Annotated in this window: 16 protein-coding genes and 1 other RNA gene; 6 read left to right on the forward strand and 11 right to left on the reverse strand. The window is 63.7% G+C overall.

The genetic code is table 11. From position 1 onward, the window contains the following. Nucleotides 1-17: 17 nt before the first annotated feature. Together smpB and dapA are read right to left on the reverse strand one after the other, a co-directional pair. Nucleotides 18-503 carry an SsrA-binding protein SmpB gene (gene smpB / locus B4F07_RS06355; protein ID WP_088442006.1) on the reverse strand — a complete coding sequence of 162 codons (486 nt, stop codon included), beginning with the start codon at nucleotides 501-503 and terminating at the stop codon, nucleotides 18-20. 8 nt (nucleotides 504-511) lie between these two features. Continuing rightward, nucleotides 512-1,387 (reverse strand): 4-hydroxy-tetrahydrodipicolinate synthase, encoded by an 876-nt coding sequence (gene dapA / locus B4F07_RS06360; protein ID WP_293703329.1) that lies wholly within the window; start codon nucleotides 1,385-1,387, stop codon nucleotides 512-514. A 100-nt stretch (nucleotides 1,388-1,487) separates the two neighbouring features. On the opposite strand from dapA, the gene B4F07_RS06365 reads away from it, so the two are divergent. The 3 genes from B4F07_RS06365 (at nucleotide 1,488) to B4F07_RS06375 (ending at nucleotide 4,855) form a co-directional block, all read left to right on the forward strand. After that, nucleotides 1,488-3,515 (forward strand): lytic transglycosylase domain-containing protein, encoded by a 2,028-nt coding sequence (locus tag B4F07_RS06365; protein WP_293703327.1) that lies wholly within the window; start codon nucleotides 1,488-1,490, stop codon nucleotides 3,513-3,515. Nucleotides 3,516-3,628: 113 nt separating this feature from the next. After that, on the forward strand, nucleotides 3,629-4,111 hold the full coding sequence (gene greB / locus B4F07_RS06370; protein ID WP_293703325.1) for a transcription elongation factor GreB: 483 nt from the start codon (nucleotides 3,629-3,631) through the stop codon (nucleotides 4,109-4,111). A gap of 87 nt (nucleotides 4,112-4,198) precedes the next feature. Continuing rightward, nucleotides 4,199-4,855 (forward strand): hypothetical protein, encoded by a 657-nt coding sequence (locus B4F07_RS06375; RefSeq protein WP_293703323.1) that lies wholly within the window; start codon nucleotides 4,199-4,201, stop codon nucleotides 4,853-4,855. A gap of 6 nt (nucleotides 4,856-4,861) precedes the next feature. Here the strand turns inward: B4F07_RS06375 and B4F07_RS06380 are convergent, their stop codons facing one another. Together B4F07_RS06380 and rnpB are read right to left on the reverse strand one after the other, a co-directional pair. Next, on the reverse strand, nucleotides 4,862-5,017 hold the full coding sequence (locus tag B4F07_RS06380; protein WP_293703321.1) for a hypothetical protein: 156 nt from the start codon (nucleotides 5,015-5,017) through the stop codon (nucleotides 4,862-4,864). Between the two features lie 80 nt (nucleotides 5,018-5,097). Further along, nucleotides 5,098-5,491: RNase P RNA component class A (gene rnpB / locus B4F07_RS06385), an RNA gene on the reverse strand. Between the two features lie 366 nt (nucleotides 5,492-5,857). Here rnpB and B4F07_RS06390 point away from each other — a divergent pair. Continuing rightward, the gene (locus tag B4F07_RS06390; RefSeq protein WP_293703319.1) at nucleotides 5,858-6,277 is read left to right on the forward strand and encodes a DUF3703 domain-containing protein; all 420 of its coding nucleotides are present in this window, start codon (nucleotides 5,858-5,860) and stop codon (nucleotides 6,275-6,277) included. A 60-nt stretch (nucleotides 6,278-6,337) separates the two neighbouring features. On the opposite strand, the gene B4F07_RS06395 is transcribed toward B4F07_RS06390, so the two are convergent. From B4F07_RS06395 to B4F07_RS06425, 7 genes are all read right to left on the reverse strand, one after another. Then, complete coding sequence (locus B4F07_RS06395) at nucleotides 6,338-7,027, reverse strand: N-acetylmuramoyl-L-alanine amidase (protein ID WP_293703317.1); 690 nt, start codon at nucleotides 7,025-7,027, stop codon at nucleotides 6,338-6,340. 77 nt (nucleotides 7,028-7,104) lie between these two features. After that, complete coding sequence (locus B4F07_RS06400; protein WP_293703315.1) at nucleotides 7,105-7,962, reverse strand: CheR family methyltransferase; 858 nt, start codon at nucleotides 7,960-7,962, stop codon at nucleotides 7,105-7,107. After that, nucleotides 7,959-9,059 (reverse strand): chemotaxis-specific protein-glutamate methyltransferase CheB, encoded by a 1,101-nt coding sequence (gene cheB, locus B4F07_RS06405; RefSeq protein WP_293703313.1) that lies wholly within the window; start codon nucleotides 9,057-9,059, stop codon nucleotides 7,959-7,961. The genes B4F07_RS06400 and cheB overlap by 4 nt, the downstream gene beginning before the upstream one ends. A 10-nt stretch (nucleotides 9,060-9,069) precedes the next feature. Further along, entirely contained in the window at nucleotides 9,070-9,444 is a 375-nt protein-coding gene (locus B4F07_RS06410; RefSeq protein WP_120215862.1) for a response regulator, read from the reverse strand. Between the two features lie 64 nt (nucleotides 9,445-9,508). Then, complete coding sequence (locus tag B4F07_RS06415; protein WP_293703310.1) at nucleotides 9,509-9,946, reverse strand: chemotaxis protein CheW; 438 nt, start codon at nucleotides 9,944-9,946, stop codon at nucleotides 9,509-9,511. Next, entirely contained in the window at nucleotides 9,943-12,375 is a 2,433-nt protein-coding gene (locus tag B4F07_RS06420; RefSeq protein ID WP_293703308.1) for a chemotaxis protein CheA, read from the reverse strand. The genes B4F07_RS06415 and B4F07_RS06420 overlap by 4 nt, the downstream gene beginning before the upstream one ends. 24 nt (nucleotides 12,376-12,399) lie before the next feature. Continuing rightward, nucleotides 12,400-13,044: a histidine phosphotransferase family protein gene (locus tag B4F07_RS06425; protein WP_293703306.1), complete on the reverse strand. Its 645-nt coding sequence runs from the start codon at nucleotides 13,042-13,044 to the stop codon at nucleotides 12,400-12,402. A 226-nt stretch (nucleotides 13,045-13,270) separates the two neighbouring features. Here B4F07_RS06425 and B4F07_RS06430 point away from each other — a divergent pair, with 226 nt between their 5' ends. Together B4F07_RS06430 and rpoH are read left to right on the forward strand one after the other, a co-directional pair. After that, nucleotides 13,271-14,227, forward strand: a complete 957-nt coding sequence (locus B4F07_RS06430) for an RluA family pseudouridine synthase (protein WP_293703304.1) — start codon at nucleotides 13,271-13,273, stop codon at nucleotides 14,225-14,227. An 83-nt stretch (nucleotides 14,228-14,310) separates the two neighbouring features. After that, on the forward strand, nucleotides 14,311-15,210 hold the full coding sequence (gene rpoH, locus B4F07_RS06435) for an RNA polymerase sigma factor RpoH (RefSeq protein WP_293703302.1): 900 nt from the start codon (nucleotides 14,311-14,313) through the stop codon (nucleotides 15,208-15,210). The last annotated feature ends 56 nt before the right edge of the window (nucleotides 15,211-15,266 follow it).

Here is a 15,266-nt window from a genome sequence, read left to right on the forward strand (position 1 = left end):
CTTGGGCTTGCCGCCGCTCACCCGCGCTCTTTCATCAGTCGCTGCTTGTCGCGCTTCCAGTCGCGTTCCTTGATCGACTCCCGCTTGTCATGCGCCTTCTTGCCCTTGGCGAGCGCAAGCTCGACCTTCGCGCGGCCGCGGCTGTTGAAATAAACCGACAGCGGGACAAGCGTCATGCCCTGCCGCGCGACGCCGGCGTACATCTTGTTGATCTCGCGGCCGCTCAAAAGCAGCTTGCGGGGGCGCTTGGGTTCGTGATTGTGGCGGTTGCCGTGACTGAATTCGGGGATGTTGCTGTTGATCAGCCACACCTCATTGCCCTTCACCTCGGCATAACTCTCGGCGATTGTGCCTTCGCCAAAACGCAGCGATTTGACCTCGGTGCCCTGGAGCGCGATGCCTGCCTCGAACACCTGTTCGATGGCAAAGTCGAACCGCGCGCGCCGGTTTTCGGCGACGACCTTTTTCTTGTCGAATTCGGCGGCGGACTGCGGACGGGCCATAATGAAACCTAAATCACTCCTGCCGCGGACAGCGCGGCATCGACGGTGGCGCGCGAGGCTGCGTCCGCCGGGATAATAGGTAGGCGCACTTCGGGCGAAAACCAGTCGTGGACGCGCGACAGCGCATATTTGACCGGCCCGGGCGAGGTGTCGGAGAACATCGCCTGATGCAGATCGAACAGGCGGTCGTGCAACACCAGCGCCCGCGCCCAGTCGGCCGCAGCACAGGCCGCAGCAAAATCGGCGCAGAGCCGCGGCGCGACATTGGCGGTCACCGAAATGCAGCCGACGCCGCCCATCACCGCATGCGGCAGCCACAGATCGTCGTTGCCGCTCAGCTGGCAGAAATCGGTTCCGGCACCCGCGCGATGGACCGTCACCCGCGCCAGATCGCCGCTCGCATCCTTGATCGCGACGACCGAGGGGATTTCGGCGAGCTTGCACAGCGTTTCGGCGCTGATGTCGGCAACCGTCCGGCCAGGGACGTTATAAACAACGATCGGCAGGTCGCTGGCGTCGGCGAGCGCCTTGAAATGCGCGATCATCCCGGCTTGGCTCGGACGATTGTAATAGGGGGCAACGATCAGCGCCGCTGCTGCGCCCGCCGCTTGCGCATAGCTCATATGGCGAACCGCCGTGGCGGTGTCGTTCGACCCGCACCCGGCGATCACCGGCACCCGGCCCGCTGCGGCCTGGATGCAGCTGTCGATCACCTGGTAATGTTCGTCGAACCCCAGCGTCGGGCTTTCGCCGGTCGTACCGCACGGGACCAGCGCGCTGGTCCCTTCTTTGATCTGCCAATCAATAAGGCGCGCGAAGGCGGGCGCGTCGAACGCCCCATCACGAAATGGCGTCACCAAAGCGGGAATAGACCCCGAAAACATGCCCCGCTCCTTTACAAAAACACGGCCCAGCCGGTAGAGTCCCGACGGCGCGCCGCTAATGGACGCCTATTCAGCGCCCCGCAAGGAGTTTGGCACTAACATGCACGGCATGAACACGCTGCCCCGTATTTCGCGCCTGGCGCTCGCCATGGCCCTCCTCATTCCGACGGCGGCCACCGCCAGCGAACTCACCCCTGAGCAGATGGCGTGGTATCGCGCCCAGATGGGGCTGGCTTCGACTTCGGGACCACCGCCCTCTACCAATTCGGTCGGCGATGCGGTGATGGAATGGCGCCGCCTGACCGCCAACACCGGCGCCTCGTTCGATCAGCTGTCGCGCTTCCTGATGACCAACAAGGGCTGGCCCGACGCCGACAAGATGCGCACGCGCGCCGAAAAGGCGATCGCGATCGACAGCTTCGATCCGCCGCGCACCCTCGCCTATTTTCAGGCCTATCCGCCGCAGACCGCCAGCGGCCATTTGCGCCACGCGCTGGCGCTCAACGCATCGGGCCGCCGGGACGAGGCCAATGCCGCGGTGCGCCGCGCGTGGGTCAGCGGGCCGTTGGACGATGCCGAGACCAGCCGCGTGCTTGGCCTGTTCCCGGGCGCGATCACGCCCGCCGATCACGACGCCCGGATGGACCGGCTGCTGTGGTCGGGCGCGACCGGCGCAGCGAGCCGCCAGCTTGCCTATACCTCACCCGAACGGCGCAGCGTCTTTGCCGCGCGCCTCGCGATGCGCAGCAGCGCAGTCGACGCCGCGTTTCAGGCCTCGGCGGTCGAAAGCGCCAATCCGTCGCTGATCCGCAGCGATGCCGGCTATATCACCGACAAGGCGACCTGGCTGCGCCAGACAGGACGCGTCGGCGAAGCGCGCGCGTTGCTGGCGGCGCCACGCTCGCTCGCCAAGGCGCCGACCGATCCCGAGGAATGGATCGAAACGCTGCTGACCAACGCGCGGCAGGCCGACAGCGGCGGCGACAAGCTGACCGCCTATAATATCGCGCGGCAGATCGACGATGCGTTCCCGCCGGGAACGGTGATCCGCGAAACCCCGCTCAGCATCCGAGACGATTACACGTCGCTCGCGTGGCTCGCGGGCCAGCTGGCTTACAAGGATCTGCGCCGCCCTGCCGAGGCGGTGCGTCTGTACCGCGCTTATGGCGAGGCGGCGCGATCGGCGCAGACGCGTACCAAGGGCTTTTATTGGGCCGGACGCGCGGCGCTGGCGGCGGGCGACCGCGGCACCGCCAATGCGCATTTCGCCGACGCCGCCCAGCATTATGACCAATTCTATGGCCAGCTTGCGCTCGAACGGCTGGGCCGTCCGCAGCCCAAGCCGACCCCCAACCCGACAATCCGGGTCAGCGATGAAGAGAAGCGCAACTTCAACGACGACCGGCTCGTCCGCGCGGCGCGCGCCCTCGGCGAAATCGGCGCGTGGCGTGAGCAGACCCTGTTCCTGCGCGCGCTGTCGCAAAAGGCGACGTCGCCCGCCGACCATATCCTCGCAGGACAATTGGCATCGCAGATCGGCCGCCCCGACCTGGGCGTCATGATCGGCCGCAGCGCGCAGGCGAACAGCCTCGACGCGGTCGAGGTCGCCGGTTTCCCTACCGTGCGCGTGCCTGCGGGACATGAAGGCAACTGGACCTTCATCCACGCGATCACCCGCCAGGAAAGCCAGTTCGACCGGCAAGCGATCAGTCATGCCGGGGCGCGCGGCATGATGCAGCTGATGCCCGGCACAGCGAACGAGGTCGCGGGCAAACTCGGGCTGTCGTATAATCGCGACCTGCTGACCAGCGACACCAACTATAACATGATGCTGGGATCGACCTATTTTCAGCAGATGCTGCGCTATTATGGCGGCAGCTATCCGCTGGCGACGGCGGCTTACAACGCCGGGCCGGGCAATGTGAACAAGTGGCTGCGCGCCAATGGCGATCCGCGCACCGGGTCGATCGACATCCTCGACTGGATCGAGGCGATCCCGATCTTCGAGACGAAGAATTATGTCCAGCGCGTGCTCGAAAATGCGGTGGTTTACGACACGCTGCAACCGGGCAAGACGTTGCCGCAGGCGCCGCTCAGCTTCTACCTCGGCAAACGTACGCCGGGGTAAGGCCGCATGTGCTACCATCGTCATCCCGGCGAAGGCCGGGATCTCAACCTCGCGTCGGATCGTAACGGCGAGATCCCGGCCTGCGCCGGGATGACGAGATAGAGCCTAAATCCGTGACGCCGGACAAAGCCAATATCATCAGCCCCGCAGGCTTTGCCGCGCTGCGCACCGAATATGATTCGCTGCTCGGGGATGAGCGGCCGAAGCTCGTCGAGGTGATCAGTTGGGCCGCGGGCAATGGCGACCGCAGCGAGAATGGCGACTATATCTATGGCCGCAAACGGCTGCGTGAGATCGATCGGCGCTTGTCGTTCCTGGCGCGCCGGATGAAGGCAGCCCGCGTGGTCGATCCAGCGGAGCAGCCTGACAAAAGCCGCATCTGGTTCGGCGCCACCGCCGAGCTCGCCGACGACGACGATGCACGGCGCACCGTCACGCTCGTCGGGGATGATGAAGCCGAAGCGGGCTTCGGCCGGATCGGCTGGAACAGCCCGCTCGCCCGCGCGCTGCGCGGCGCCGCGGTCGGCGATGTGCGGGTGGTCCAACTGCCGTCGGGGCCGAAGGAATGGGAAGTCATCGCAATCGAGTATCGCTAGGCGCTTCATGGTGCGCCCCATCACTGACGCGGGCTGGACCGACAGCTAACAGACGATAATCTCGACCAGATGGAGGGTTTTGGGGCGATGCGAAACGCGATCTTCATGGCGGCGCTCTTGCTGACCGGTACGGCGCACGCCACCGAAGATCGCACTGCGACGCCGCCTGTGACCGACGAAATGCTGAACGGGTGGCTCGAACAGGGCGAAGAAATCGAGACGCGCGCCGACGGCGACCTTAACAGCGACGGCGATACCGACACCGTTTATATCGTCACGAGCCCTGACGCGCGAACGCTGCGCGTCATGCTCAGCTATCGCAGCGACGTCGATATCGGGCACGAGATTGGCGGCGAATTGAAGCTCGAACCGCTTCCGATCGGTCCCGCGGAACTGAAAATCGCAAAAGGCGTCCTGACGATCCGCGATTTGACCGGCGGCAGCACGGCCTTATCGGCTACCTACCGGTATCGCGCTGTCCGCACGGCGGAGCGGCCCCGGATGCGGCTGATCGGCCTGGATGCCACGATGTACAGCCGCACCTTTGCGCATGAAGGCCGCGAAATGAGCTGGAATGTCGCGACCGGCGATATCAACACCACCAAGCTCACCGTCCCGACCACGGGCGACCGTGGCTATGAAAGGCTCCATACGTGCCGGTTCAGCGAACCGGCACGCACCATCTACATGGAGGGAACACCCGATCCGGAAGCAGAACTCGTCCGCGTTGCCAAGGCTGAATGATCGCAATCAGGGCTGGAGCAGCGCCGGGATGATCCAGATCGCCGACATCACGATTACCACCGCGATCAGCGAAAAGGCCAGCACATAGCGGACATTGTGACCCTTGACCCCGCCGCTGGCTTCGGTCTCCGTCACTTCGACATGCTCATCGACGACTTTCATGATGCGTATCCCTTTTCAACTGGTCCGGCATAGAACGCGGGCAGCGCACGGGCGTTCCCGCGCGGTGTTGGGGAGAGAATGTTGCCAGAGGGTCTATAAGCCGGGTTCTGTCCACCCCGTTGCCGGGGATGGGCGATCATTCCTCTAGGCGAACGGTTACCCGAACGCTCAAGCAGTCAACCCGGACGGCTGGGCCGGAATCAGCCCTGGATTGCTCCGTACCATCCCTATTCGACCTTGCTCCCGGTGGGGTTTGCCGTGCCGCGCCTGTTACCAGCCGCGCGGTGCGCTCTTACCGCACCCTTTCACCTTTCGCCGGGCCGAAGCCATGGCGGTTTGTTCTCTGTGGCACTTTCCCTGAACCGGCCCGAGGGCCAGCCCGCCGGACGTTATCCGGCACCGCGATTTCCGTGGAGCCCGGACTTTCCTCCCCCGATAGGATACCCCACCGGCGGCGATCGCCCAACCCTCTGGCGGTTCGAGTATAGCGCGAATGGCAGCGCATGGCGAGCGATTGCGGGGTGGGGTGGTTTGGGGTGGCTAGCTGCCAAAATATCCTCTCCCCTTGAGGGAGAGGATAGCGCAGCTTGCTCCGTCAGGAGCTAGCGAAGCTTGGTGAGGGGGTGAGCCGCCAGCGGGCGAAAACCCCTCTCAACTGCGGCTAGGCAGCAAGCTGCCAAGCCTCCGTATCTCTCCCTCAAGGGGATAGAGGAAGTATGGGCATATGTCCGCAACTGGTCGCAACCTGCCGCTCACAAACAATATACTAGTTCCCTTCGGCGCTCGTTCGGGCCGCAACATCTATGATATTTTCGTCCCTAAATCCCGGAGACGCCCTTTATGAAGTCCGCCCTGAAATCCGCGTTCGCGAACGAAATGGCGGCAGCGCGCGCCGCCGAGGCGACGAGCGATATGGCGCTCGCCAAACATCATTTGGAACGCGCGCATATCTTGGGCCAGCGTCGCTACTGGACGCATGTCCAGACGCATTTCCGGATGTTGCTGCTCGCGCGCAAGCAAGGGGATCGCAGCGAAGCGCGCGGCCAGTTGGTCCGGCTGATCGGTGCCGGTCCCTTCCACATGGCGGGCTGGGTTCCGGTCGGCAACACGGGCGGCGCGGACGTTTCGGCAACGCAGCCGATGCCAATCCCATCGGACCTGCAATCCCATCTTGAAGGTCATTCGCTGCGTAACGGATTGATCCTGCGCGCTGTTCTGGTCGCCGCGGTCATCGCCGGCTATCTGCTGGTTGTGCGCTAAACCGATACCGACAAGACGGCGTGCCTCCTGTCGGCGCGAACGCGTGGGCGATACCGGTCCTCAGTTCCCCTCGGGCTGCGGCAGCAGTAGCCCAAGAAGGATCGCCCGGCACTCGCCGTCGATCGTGCCATCGATCAGTTCGGGGCGGAAACGGCGTTGGAAGGCAACCGTCGCGGCAAAACCGTCGGTCACGTCATAGCCAAAGCGTTCGAGCGCCAGGAGGAACCCCGCATCAGTCCATAGCGGATCCGTCAGCTTCTTGCGCGGGCGCGGCAGTGCGAGACGGCGGCGGGCCAGTTCTTCCCACGGGAACAATTCGCCTGGATCCTGCTTGCGCGTCGGCGCGATGTCCGAATGGCCGACGACATTGCCGCGGGTGATCGCGTAGCGATCCTTGATCAGATGGACGAGGCGGACAACCGAAGCGACCTGCGGATCGGGAAACGGGACGTAGCCGAATTCATGGCCCGGATTGACGATCTCGATCCCGATGCTCGCCGAATTAATGTCGCTGACGCCGCGCCAGTGCGATTTGCCGGCGTGCCAGGCGCGCTTTTCTTCGGGCACCATGTGAGTGATCTGGCCGTCCTCGCTGACGACATAATGTGCCGACACTTTGGCTTCCGGATTTGCGAGCCAGTCGATGGCCGCCGCGCCGCTCGTCATACCAGTGTAATGCAGCACGATCATCGAGATGGGTAGCGCGCGCTCGTCGAAATTGGGAGACCAGCGTTCGATAAAATCGCTCATGCGGTTCGCGGCCCATGTTGGTTCATCCCGGTGCGGGATGCTGATCCACCTGCGCCAGCGCGGCGCAAATTGCAAGGTCAGGCGGCCGCCGCGCGGCGCACTTGCTGGTCGGCGGGTTCGTACAAGCCCCGCAGCCGCGGACTCGCAACGAACTGGTCGGTTTGCCCAAGCACAGTCTCGCCCGCCCCAAGAACGAGGAAGCTTTGGGGCGCCGCCATTGTCCGCAGTTTTGCGAACGCCTTTTGCCGCATCGGCGCCGAGAAATAGAGCAGCAGGTTGCGGCAGAAGATCAGGTCCGCTGGGCTGGCGAGCGGTGGCCGGTCGGTGAGCATGTTCTGCACCGAAAAATCGATCCGGCGGCGGATATCGGCCTTGACCAGCCAGCCGCCCTCGGTCTGATCGAACCAGCGCACCATCCGCTGGACCGGCAGCCCGCGCTGAATCTCGAACTGGCTGTAGAGACCAACCCGGGCGCGGCTGATCGCATGATAGCTGACATCGGTGCCAACGATATCAACCTGCCACCCCGCCCATTTTTCGCCCTGTTCGGCGATCAGCATCGCCAGCGAGTAAGCCTCTTGCCCGGTCGAGACGCCGCAATGCCAGATCGTCAGTCGGCGTCGCAGCTTGTTGATCTCGCGAAGCTTATCAAGCACCGTTGCAGCTATGTCATCGAACAGGCTGTATTCGCGATAGAAATAAGTTTCATTGTTGAGCATCGCGTCGACGGTATCGTCAAGCAATTGACGGCTGTTCGAGGTGACGAGCGCCGCGACCAGCGCGTCAAGATCCGCGATATTGTGGCGCTGCATCACCGGTTTCAGAGACATTTCGATGCGCCAGATGCGGCTGGGCGATAGCGTCTGCCCGGTTCGCGATTCGAGCACCCCCATCAGGACACGATAGGCCGATTCGCTGGCGCTGCCGCCCATCATGGCTTGTGGCGGCCCGGCAGGAAGCTGCCGAGCATCAGCGCGATCGCGTCGGGATTGAGCGTCGCGGCAGCAATCCCTGCTTTGGCGACGGCGCCAGGCATCCCCCAAATGACGCAGCTTTCGGGCGCCTGCGCAAAAATCGTCCCGCCCGCCTCTTTCAGGCGCGCGGCGCCGATGACGCCGTCGCGGCCCATACCGCTCAGGATCACTGCGACGCCGCTTTTGCCGTAAACGTCGGCGACCGAATCGAGCATCGGATCGGCCGAGGGGCAGCAGCCATTGTCTACCATGCGGCGGTCGAGCGCGATTTCATGGCGGCGCCCGTTCTTGACGACGATCAGATGGGCGTCGCCTGGCGCGAGATAGATATGGCCGCGTTCGATCGTCATTCCCGCCTGTGCAACGCTGACACGGCGGTCGGTCATCGTTGCGATCTGCTTGGCGTAAAATTCCATGAAGGCATCCGGCAGATGCTGGGTCAGCAGGATCGGCGCGGTGATGCGCGGATCAAGATTGGCGAGGAAATTGGTGAACGCCGGTATCCCGCCGGTCGATGCGGCAACGGCAATACATTCGATCGGCTGATTGCTGTCGATAACCAGCGCGACCGGCGCAGCAACGCGGCGTTCGGCGACGGGGACCGGGGCCGGGAAATCCTGCTGGTTGCCCAGCGTCAGGATGCGGTCGGTGAGCACCTCGGCAAAGCGGCCCGAAAAACTGCCGCGGCCGGGCTTGGCGAGCGTATCGCTGGCGCCGAGCGCGAGCGCTTCGATCGCCGCCGGACCGCCCTCGACGCAGTTGGACGAGAGGATCAGCACCCGCGCCTTGGCGGCGCGCGTCAGGATATGCGGCAGTGCATCGATGCCGCTCATCCCCGGCATTTCAATGTCGAGCACCACGACATCGACCGGTTCGCGGGCCAGAAAGGCCAGCGCGTCATGCGCCGAAGCGACGGAAGCGCAGATTTCAAGTCCGGGGCGTTGATCGACGATGCGCTCCAGGATGCTGCGGACGACCAGACTGTCGTCGACCAGCATGACCCGCACCGTCCGCGCCGACGGTTCGGGATCGGAAGTCAAGGGTAATGGACGCGCCATCGCCATCGCCTTATGCGACGCCGACGAGCTGCAATTTTCCTTCCAGCGTTTCACGGTCGAACGGCTTCATGACATATTCGTCGGCGCCGGCCTCAATCGCGGCACGGATATGGTCGATGCTGTTTTCGGTGGTGCAGAATACAACGCGCGGCCGTTCCTCATGCCCATAATCCAGGTCATTGAAGGCGCCCAGAAACTCCATCCCGCTCATCACCGGCATGTTCCAGTCGAGCAGGATGACGTCGGGGCGATTGGCGCGGCAAAAGGTCAGCGCCTCCTGCCCGTCAGCCGCCTCTTCGACGGCAAAGGCCATGCTTTCAAGAATATGGCGCGCGACCTTACGAATGACTTTGCTGTCATCGACGACCAGACAAGATTTCGACATTCATTCCTCCGCAACACCCAGATTTCACGTCATGCTAGTTTCAAGGAGTGTCTAGCCCGTTAACTCAGGCGGCTTTCATCACCGGCAAGGTGACGAAATGCGACGGATCGACCACCAGCAGCGACGCGCCCTGATGTTCGATCATGCCATCGGCAACCCGCGCCCAGCCGGGCAGCAATTTTCCGGCAACCCGCGTTTCGGGCGCTTCGATAAAACAGACATCCTCAATCGCGTCGGCGAGCAGCGAATAGCCATGGTCGGCGACATCAACGACGATCACCCGCTGCCCCGCCGCCACCGGCACCGGCGGCAGGCCGATGACAACATGCGGATCGATCAGCGTGAACACCCGGCTGCGCAGCGCGAACAGCCCCGCGACATGCGGCGGCGCGCCGGGGACTTCGACCGGAATGCCGACGGTCACGACCGAATTGATCGCACGGCTGCGCAGCGCGACGCGGGTGTCGGCGATGCGCGCGATCAGATAGAGTTTTTCCATCATGCGCGGCCTCCTCCGACGCGGCGCGCCAACGCATCGAGCAGCGCCTGACGATCGTAACGATAGACAGTTTCGTCGTCCGGCCCCGCCGCGGCAATCGCGCTGCGCAGGCGGATGACCGGAATTTCGTCGCCGATATGCGCGCAGGACGCGCCATCTTCGGTCAGGCAGAGCAAGACATCGGGCGACTCATCTACCGCATCCTCGTCCGACACCACGCGGTAACCGGCGCTGCGCAGGATCGGTGCGAGAAAATTGCCGCCCCAGCCATCATGGTCGTCGGCGAGACGGCAAAGCGGCTGGTTCGGCGCGGCCTCGCCATCCCGTATCGCATATTGCGCCATCAGCCAAAAGGGATCGATCAGTTCGACGGGTTCACCGCTGACCAGCACGACGCCCGCGATCAGCCCCGGCGCGGCCGACGGCTGTACCGCATCGGGCAAGCGGACGATGTCGATGACTTCGGCGATCGGATAGCAGAGCACTGATTGACCGTCGAACAGCCGCAGCAGTTTCAGCGACCCCTCGGCTTCGGGCAGGTTCGCGGTATGGACGGGGAAAATCTCGTCGCCGATCTGCGCCTGAATGCGGCCTGCGCTTTCGAACAGCGCCGATGCGGGGACTTCTTCGACCCGCTCGATGACCGACAGCCGCACCCCGCGGACCCGGCCATTGGTATCGCGGAACAGCAGCAGCTGCGCGGCGTTGCGCGCGGCGTTTGCCTGCGCTTCGGCGGCGGCCATCTGATCATGGTTGCGGCCCGTTTCGGTCGCGTCGATCGCCGCGGCGGACACCAGCCCCTGCACGTCGAGCAGCAGGACCGGGCGGCCATTGTCGGGTAGCGTCGTGCCGGCATAAAGCCCCGTCGCCATGATCATCGGCGCCGCCGGCTTGATCACCAGCTCCTCATGATCGTGGATCGCCGCGACGCTCAGCGCATAGCTTTGTCCCTGCCCCGGCCGCACGATCACCAGCGCACGGTCATCAACATCGTCGTCGTCGCTCGCTTCGCGTCCGAGCACCGATTCGAGACGCAGCAACGGATATTGTTCGCCGCGAACCGTCGCCAGTTCGCCGCCACCGACGCGATCGATCCGCACCGCATCGCCATTTTCCAGCAGGATTTCGCGCACCGCGCCGCGCGGGACGGCGAAATACTGCCCCGCCGCACGCACCATCAGCCCCGAAATGATCGTCAGCGTCATCGGCACCCGGAGCAGGATTGTCAGCCCGCGGCCCTCATCATTACGCAGTTCGACCACGCCGCCGATCTTTTCGACATTGGCTTTGACGATGTCCATGCCGACGCCGCGCCCCGACACCTCGGTAACCTTCGCCGCGGTCGAAAAACCGGGGCGGAAGACAAGCGCAAGTTTTTCCTTGGGCGACAATGTGCGCGCTTCGGCGGCGGTGATCGCGCGCGAAGCAATCGCCTTGGCAACCAGCATATCGGGCGACAGGCCGCGGCCGTCGTCGCGTACTTCGATTTCGATCTGGTTGCCCGACTGGCGCGCCGACACCGAAATGGTCGCGGTGATATCCTTGCCCGCCGCAACCCGCTCTTCGAGCGCTTCGATGCCATGGTCGATCGCGTTGCGGACAATGTGGATCAGCGGGTCACGGATATTTTCCATCATTTCGCGGTCGAGCTCGACCTCACCACCGCTAGTCTGGAACGCGATCTTCTTGCCCATGTCCTGCGCCAGATCGCGGACGATGCGCGGCAGCGGGGCGAACAGCTTGTCGATCCGCTGCATCCGCATCTGGCTGACCGACTGGCGCATCCCGGCAATCGAGTCCGACAGACGATCGAACGATGCGATTACCGTCGGGCTGGCGCCCGAATCGCGGAGCATCCGGGCAAATTCATTGCGCGCGAGGACGATGTCGGTGACCCCGGTCATCACGCTGTCGAGCAGGGGCAGCGGAACGCGGATCGAGCGCCAGCTCTGCAGTTCGGACTGAAAATCATCGTCGCGGCGGAGCGGCACCCCGGCGACCTCATATCCGCTCTCGGACTGCAAATCCTGTTCGGCCAGCACCGCGATCACGTCACTGTCGTCACCCGCCGGTTCGACGCCATTTTTACCCAATGCGGCGCAGACAATGTTCAGCCGGTCGATGATGCCAAGCACCCCCGTGACGAGCGAAGCATTGGCAGGGCGGTTGCCACGACGCACCTGGTCCAGTGCGTCCTCCGCCGCATGCGATAGCGCGGTGACGCGCGGCAGAGCGAGGAAGCCCGAGCTACCCTTGATCGTATGGACAAGGCGAAAAATCGCATCGAGCTGGGCACGATCGGCAGGATCGGCCTCCCACGCCACCAGCGCCCCACCCGCATCGGCGAGGATTTCCGCCGTTTCGGCCAAAAAGTCGTTCAGCAGATCGTCTATCACGGTACCGGTGCGCCCCAGAAACTGAGGCTGCACCATGGCCGAGAATGGTTAAGGGAGGCTTTACCCGCGCCCGCGCAGGACAGCGCCGACCAGCAGCGACGTTGGCGTTTCGCGCGCGAGCATCACCGTACCGCCGTTCTGCGCCGCGACCGCCTGCACCAGCACCGCGGGCGCAGTTCGCGAGGTCATCGCGGTGGCGCCTTCGCCATCGCGGAGGATGGTTTCAACATCGGCGTCGAGAAAGATGCGTTCGGCCTCGACATGCAGCGCGATTTCAGTGGCGTCGCCCTGCTTTTCGCAACCTATGTCGAGCCGTCCGCCGCGCACCAGCGCATCGACGAGCAGCAGCGACAGGTTGAGGATGATCTTCACCGCCGGCTTGGGCAATGGATCGCTGCCGATCATCCAATTGAGGTCGATTGCACGATCACCGATGATCCCTTGGATCGCTGATTTTGCCTCATCCGCCGGGACCAGCTCGCCAAAGCCACCGGCCGACCCGAACGCTAAACGAAAGAATTTCAACTTGTTCGCCGACGTCCGCGCGCTTTGTTCGAGCAGTTCGAAACAGCGTTCGCGCATCGCCGGGTCTTTTTCGTCGGCAAGCAGTTCGAGCCCATTGGCGAACGCGCCCACCGGGCTGAGCAGATCGTGGCACAGGCGCGAGGCCAGCATGGAGGCGAAATCGACGCGGTCGTCGGACATGGATTGGTTAACTCCCCGCAAGCCAGACATTTCCGGTTCGCGGATGCCTCCTAGGACAGGCACCAACCCAGAGGCAAGTAGCATCCCTAACCTCGTTCGCATCGAGCGAAGTCGAGATGCCCATCGTTCGCGCGCGCCGTCGGGGGGTGTCTCGACTTCGCTCGACACGAACGGAACCGAGGGAGCGCACCTTGAAATTCCGCCGTCAATTTCCACATCGCTATCGATGCAGGGGGATGACGATATTTTGACCGTGGCGCTGGATGAAAGCGCGGCCGGACTGCGGCTGGACCGCGCATTGGCCGAAGCGCTGCCCGACTTGTCGCGTGAGCGGGTCAAGAGCCTGATCAAGGGTGGCCGGGTCAGCGATGTTCGCGGTACGATCTTGCGCGATCCTTCGGCAAAGGCCGCGCTCCCCGCGACGCTGGAGGTTCGCGTTCCTGCCGCTACGCCGACCGACAATATCGCTCAGGATCTGGGTCTGATCATTGCTTATGAGGACGAGCATCTGATCGTCGTCGATAAGCCAGCGGGCATGGTGGTCCACCCCGCCGCGGGTAATTTTGACGGCACCATGGTCAACGCGCTGCTCCACCACTGTGCGGGCCAACTCTCCGGCATTGGCGGCGTTGCCCGCCCGGGCATCGTCCACCGCATCGACAAGGACACCAGCGGGCTGATCGTCGCCGCGAAGCATGACCGCGCCCACGAAGGGCTGGCCAGGCAGTTCGCCGCGCACAGCATCGATCGCCGCTATCTGGCCCTCGCCACCGGGCGCCCGATGCCCGCCAGCGGCACCGTCGACGCGGCGCTCGGTCGGTCGAACACCAATCGCAAGAAGATGGCGGTGGTCGCCGCCGACCGCGGCAAACACGCGATCACCCATTATCGCACCATCGAACCGTTGCGCCACGCCAGCCTGATCGAATGCCGGCTGGAGACCGGACGCACGCACCAGGTGCGAGTCCATATGGCCCATATCGGCCATCCTCTGGCCGGCGACCCGGTCTATGGACGCGCCCGAAAGCCGCTGTCCGAGGTGCTGAAGGCTCGCAATTTCGTGCGGCAGGCATTGCATGCAGCCCATTTGGGCTTTATTCATCCGGTGACCGGTAACAACATCGCGCTCGACAGCGAAATCCCCCCGGACATGCGGGAACTGATCGAGGAACTGCGCGTTTAGGTTTCGAATGAAAATCTATCTCGACCGCCCGGAGCAACGGCGGCATATTCTGACTCCAGATACCAAAGGGAATACGCTCTCCAATGGCTAAAAGCAATGTTCCGGCCACCGTGCCAGCGCTGGGCGGCGAAGCCAGCCTGAACCGCTATTTGTCGGAAATCCGCAAATTCCCCCTGCTGACCCCCGAGCAGGAATATATGCTCGCAAAGCGGTTTCAGGAGCATGGCGACAATGAAGCCGCGGCGCAACTCGTCACCTCGCACCTGCGCCTCGTGGCGAAGATCGCGATGGGCTATCGCGGCTATGGCCTGCCGGTCAGCGAGCTGATCAGCGAGGGCAATATCGGCCTGATGCAGGGGGTGAAGAAATTCGATCCCGAACGCGGCTTCCGCCTCGCGACCTACGCGATGTGGTGGATCCGCGCCTCGATCCAGGAATTCATCCTGCGTTCGTGGAGCCTGGTCAAAATGGGCACCACCGCGGCACAGAAGAAGCTGTTCTTCAACCTGCGCCGGATGAAGAATAATCTGGAGGCGTTCGAGGATGGCGACCTGTCGCCCGAACATCTGACCAAGATCGCGACCGACCTGGGTGTCACCGAGGAAGAAGTGATCAGCATGAACCGCCGCATGGCGATGGGCGGCGATACCTCGCTGAACGTCCCGATGGGCGAGGATGGCGACAGCCAGTGGCAGGATCTGCTCGGTGACGAAGGTCCACTGCAGGACGAGCGCGTGGCCGAGGCGCAGGAACGTGACGTGCGCCATTCGCTGCTCAGCGAAGCGCTGGAAACGCTCAACGAGCGCGAACGCCACATCCTGACCGAGCGCCGCCTGACCGACGATCCCAAGACGCTGGAAGACCTGAGCCAGGTGTATGACGTCAGCCGCGAACGCGTGCGCCAGATTGAGGTGCGCGCGTTTGAAAAGCTGCAAAAGGCGATGCTGAAACTGGCCGGTGATCGGCGCCTGATCAACGCCTGAGGATTTTTTCCAGACAGCCGGCGGCCTTGAAACGGCGTAACGTCAATCAGCCGCTT

The sequence above is a fragment of the Sphingopyxis sp. UBA6723 genome, from assembly GCF_002454115.1.
In the GTDB taxonomy this organism is placed as follows: Bacteria; Pseudomonadota; Alphaproteobacteria; order Sphingomonadales; family Sphingomonadaceae; genus Sphingopyxis.

Coding starts and splice junctions, on each gene's coding strand:
- B4F07_RS06365 (WP_293703327.1), top strand. CDS start 1,488: ATGCACGGCATGAACACGCTGCCCCGTATTTCGCGCCTGGCGCTCGCC.
- B4F07_RS06410 (WP_120215862.1), bottom strand. CDS start 9,444: ATGTCGAAATCTTGTCTGGTCGTCGATGACAGCAAAGTCATTCGTAAG.
- rpoH (WP_293703302.1), top strand. CDS start 14,311: ATGGCTAAAAGCAATGTTCCGGCCACCGTGCCAGCGCTGGGCGGCGAA.
- B4F07_RS06400 (WP_293703315.1), bottom strand. CDS start 7,962: ATGATGGGCGGCAGCGCCAGCGAATCGGCCTATCGTGTCCTGATGGGG.
- smpB (WP_088442006.1), bottom strand. CDS start 503: ATGGCCCGTCCGCAGTCCGCCGCCGAATTCGACAAGAAAAAGGTCGTC.
- B4F07_RS06390 (WP_293703319.1), top strand. CDS start 5,858: ATGAAGTCCGCCCTGAAATCCGCGTTCGCGAACGAAATGGCGGCAGCG.
- dapA (WP_293703329.1), bottom strand. CDS start 1,387: ATGTTTTCGGGGTCTATTCCCGCTTTGGTGACGCCATTTCGTGATGGG.
- B4F07_RS06395 (WP_293703317.1), bottom strand. CDS start 7,027: ATGAGCGATTTTATCGAACGCTGGTCTCCCAATTTCGACGAGCGCGCG.
- cheB (WP_293703313.1), bottom strand. CDS start 9,059: ATGGCGCGTCCATTACCCTTGACTTCCGATCCCGAACCGTCGGCGCGG.
- B4F07_RS06425 (WP_293703306.1), bottom strand. CDS start 13,044: ATGTCCGACGACCGCGTCGATTTCGCCTCCATGCTGGCCTCGCGCCTG.
- B4F07_RS06415 (WP_293703310.1), bottom strand. CDS start 9,946: ATGATGGAAAAACTCTATCTGATCGCGCGCATCGCCGACACCCGCGTC.
- B4F07_RS06380 (WP_293703321.1), bottom strand. CDS start 5,017: ATGAAAGTCGTCGATGAGCATGTCGAAGTGACGGAGACCGAAGCCAGC.
- B4F07_RS06420 (WP_293703308.1), bottom strand. CDS start 12,375: ATGGTGCAGCCTCAGTTTCTGGGGCGCACCGGTACCGTGATAGACGAT.
- B4F07_RS06430 (WP_293703304.1), top strand. CDS start 13,271: ATGCAGGGGGATGACGATATTTTGACCGTGGCGCTGGATGAAAGCGCG.
- B4F07_RS06375 (WP_293703323.1), top strand. CDS start 4,199: ATGCGAAACGCGATCTTCATGGCGGCGCTCTTGCTGACCGGTACGGCG.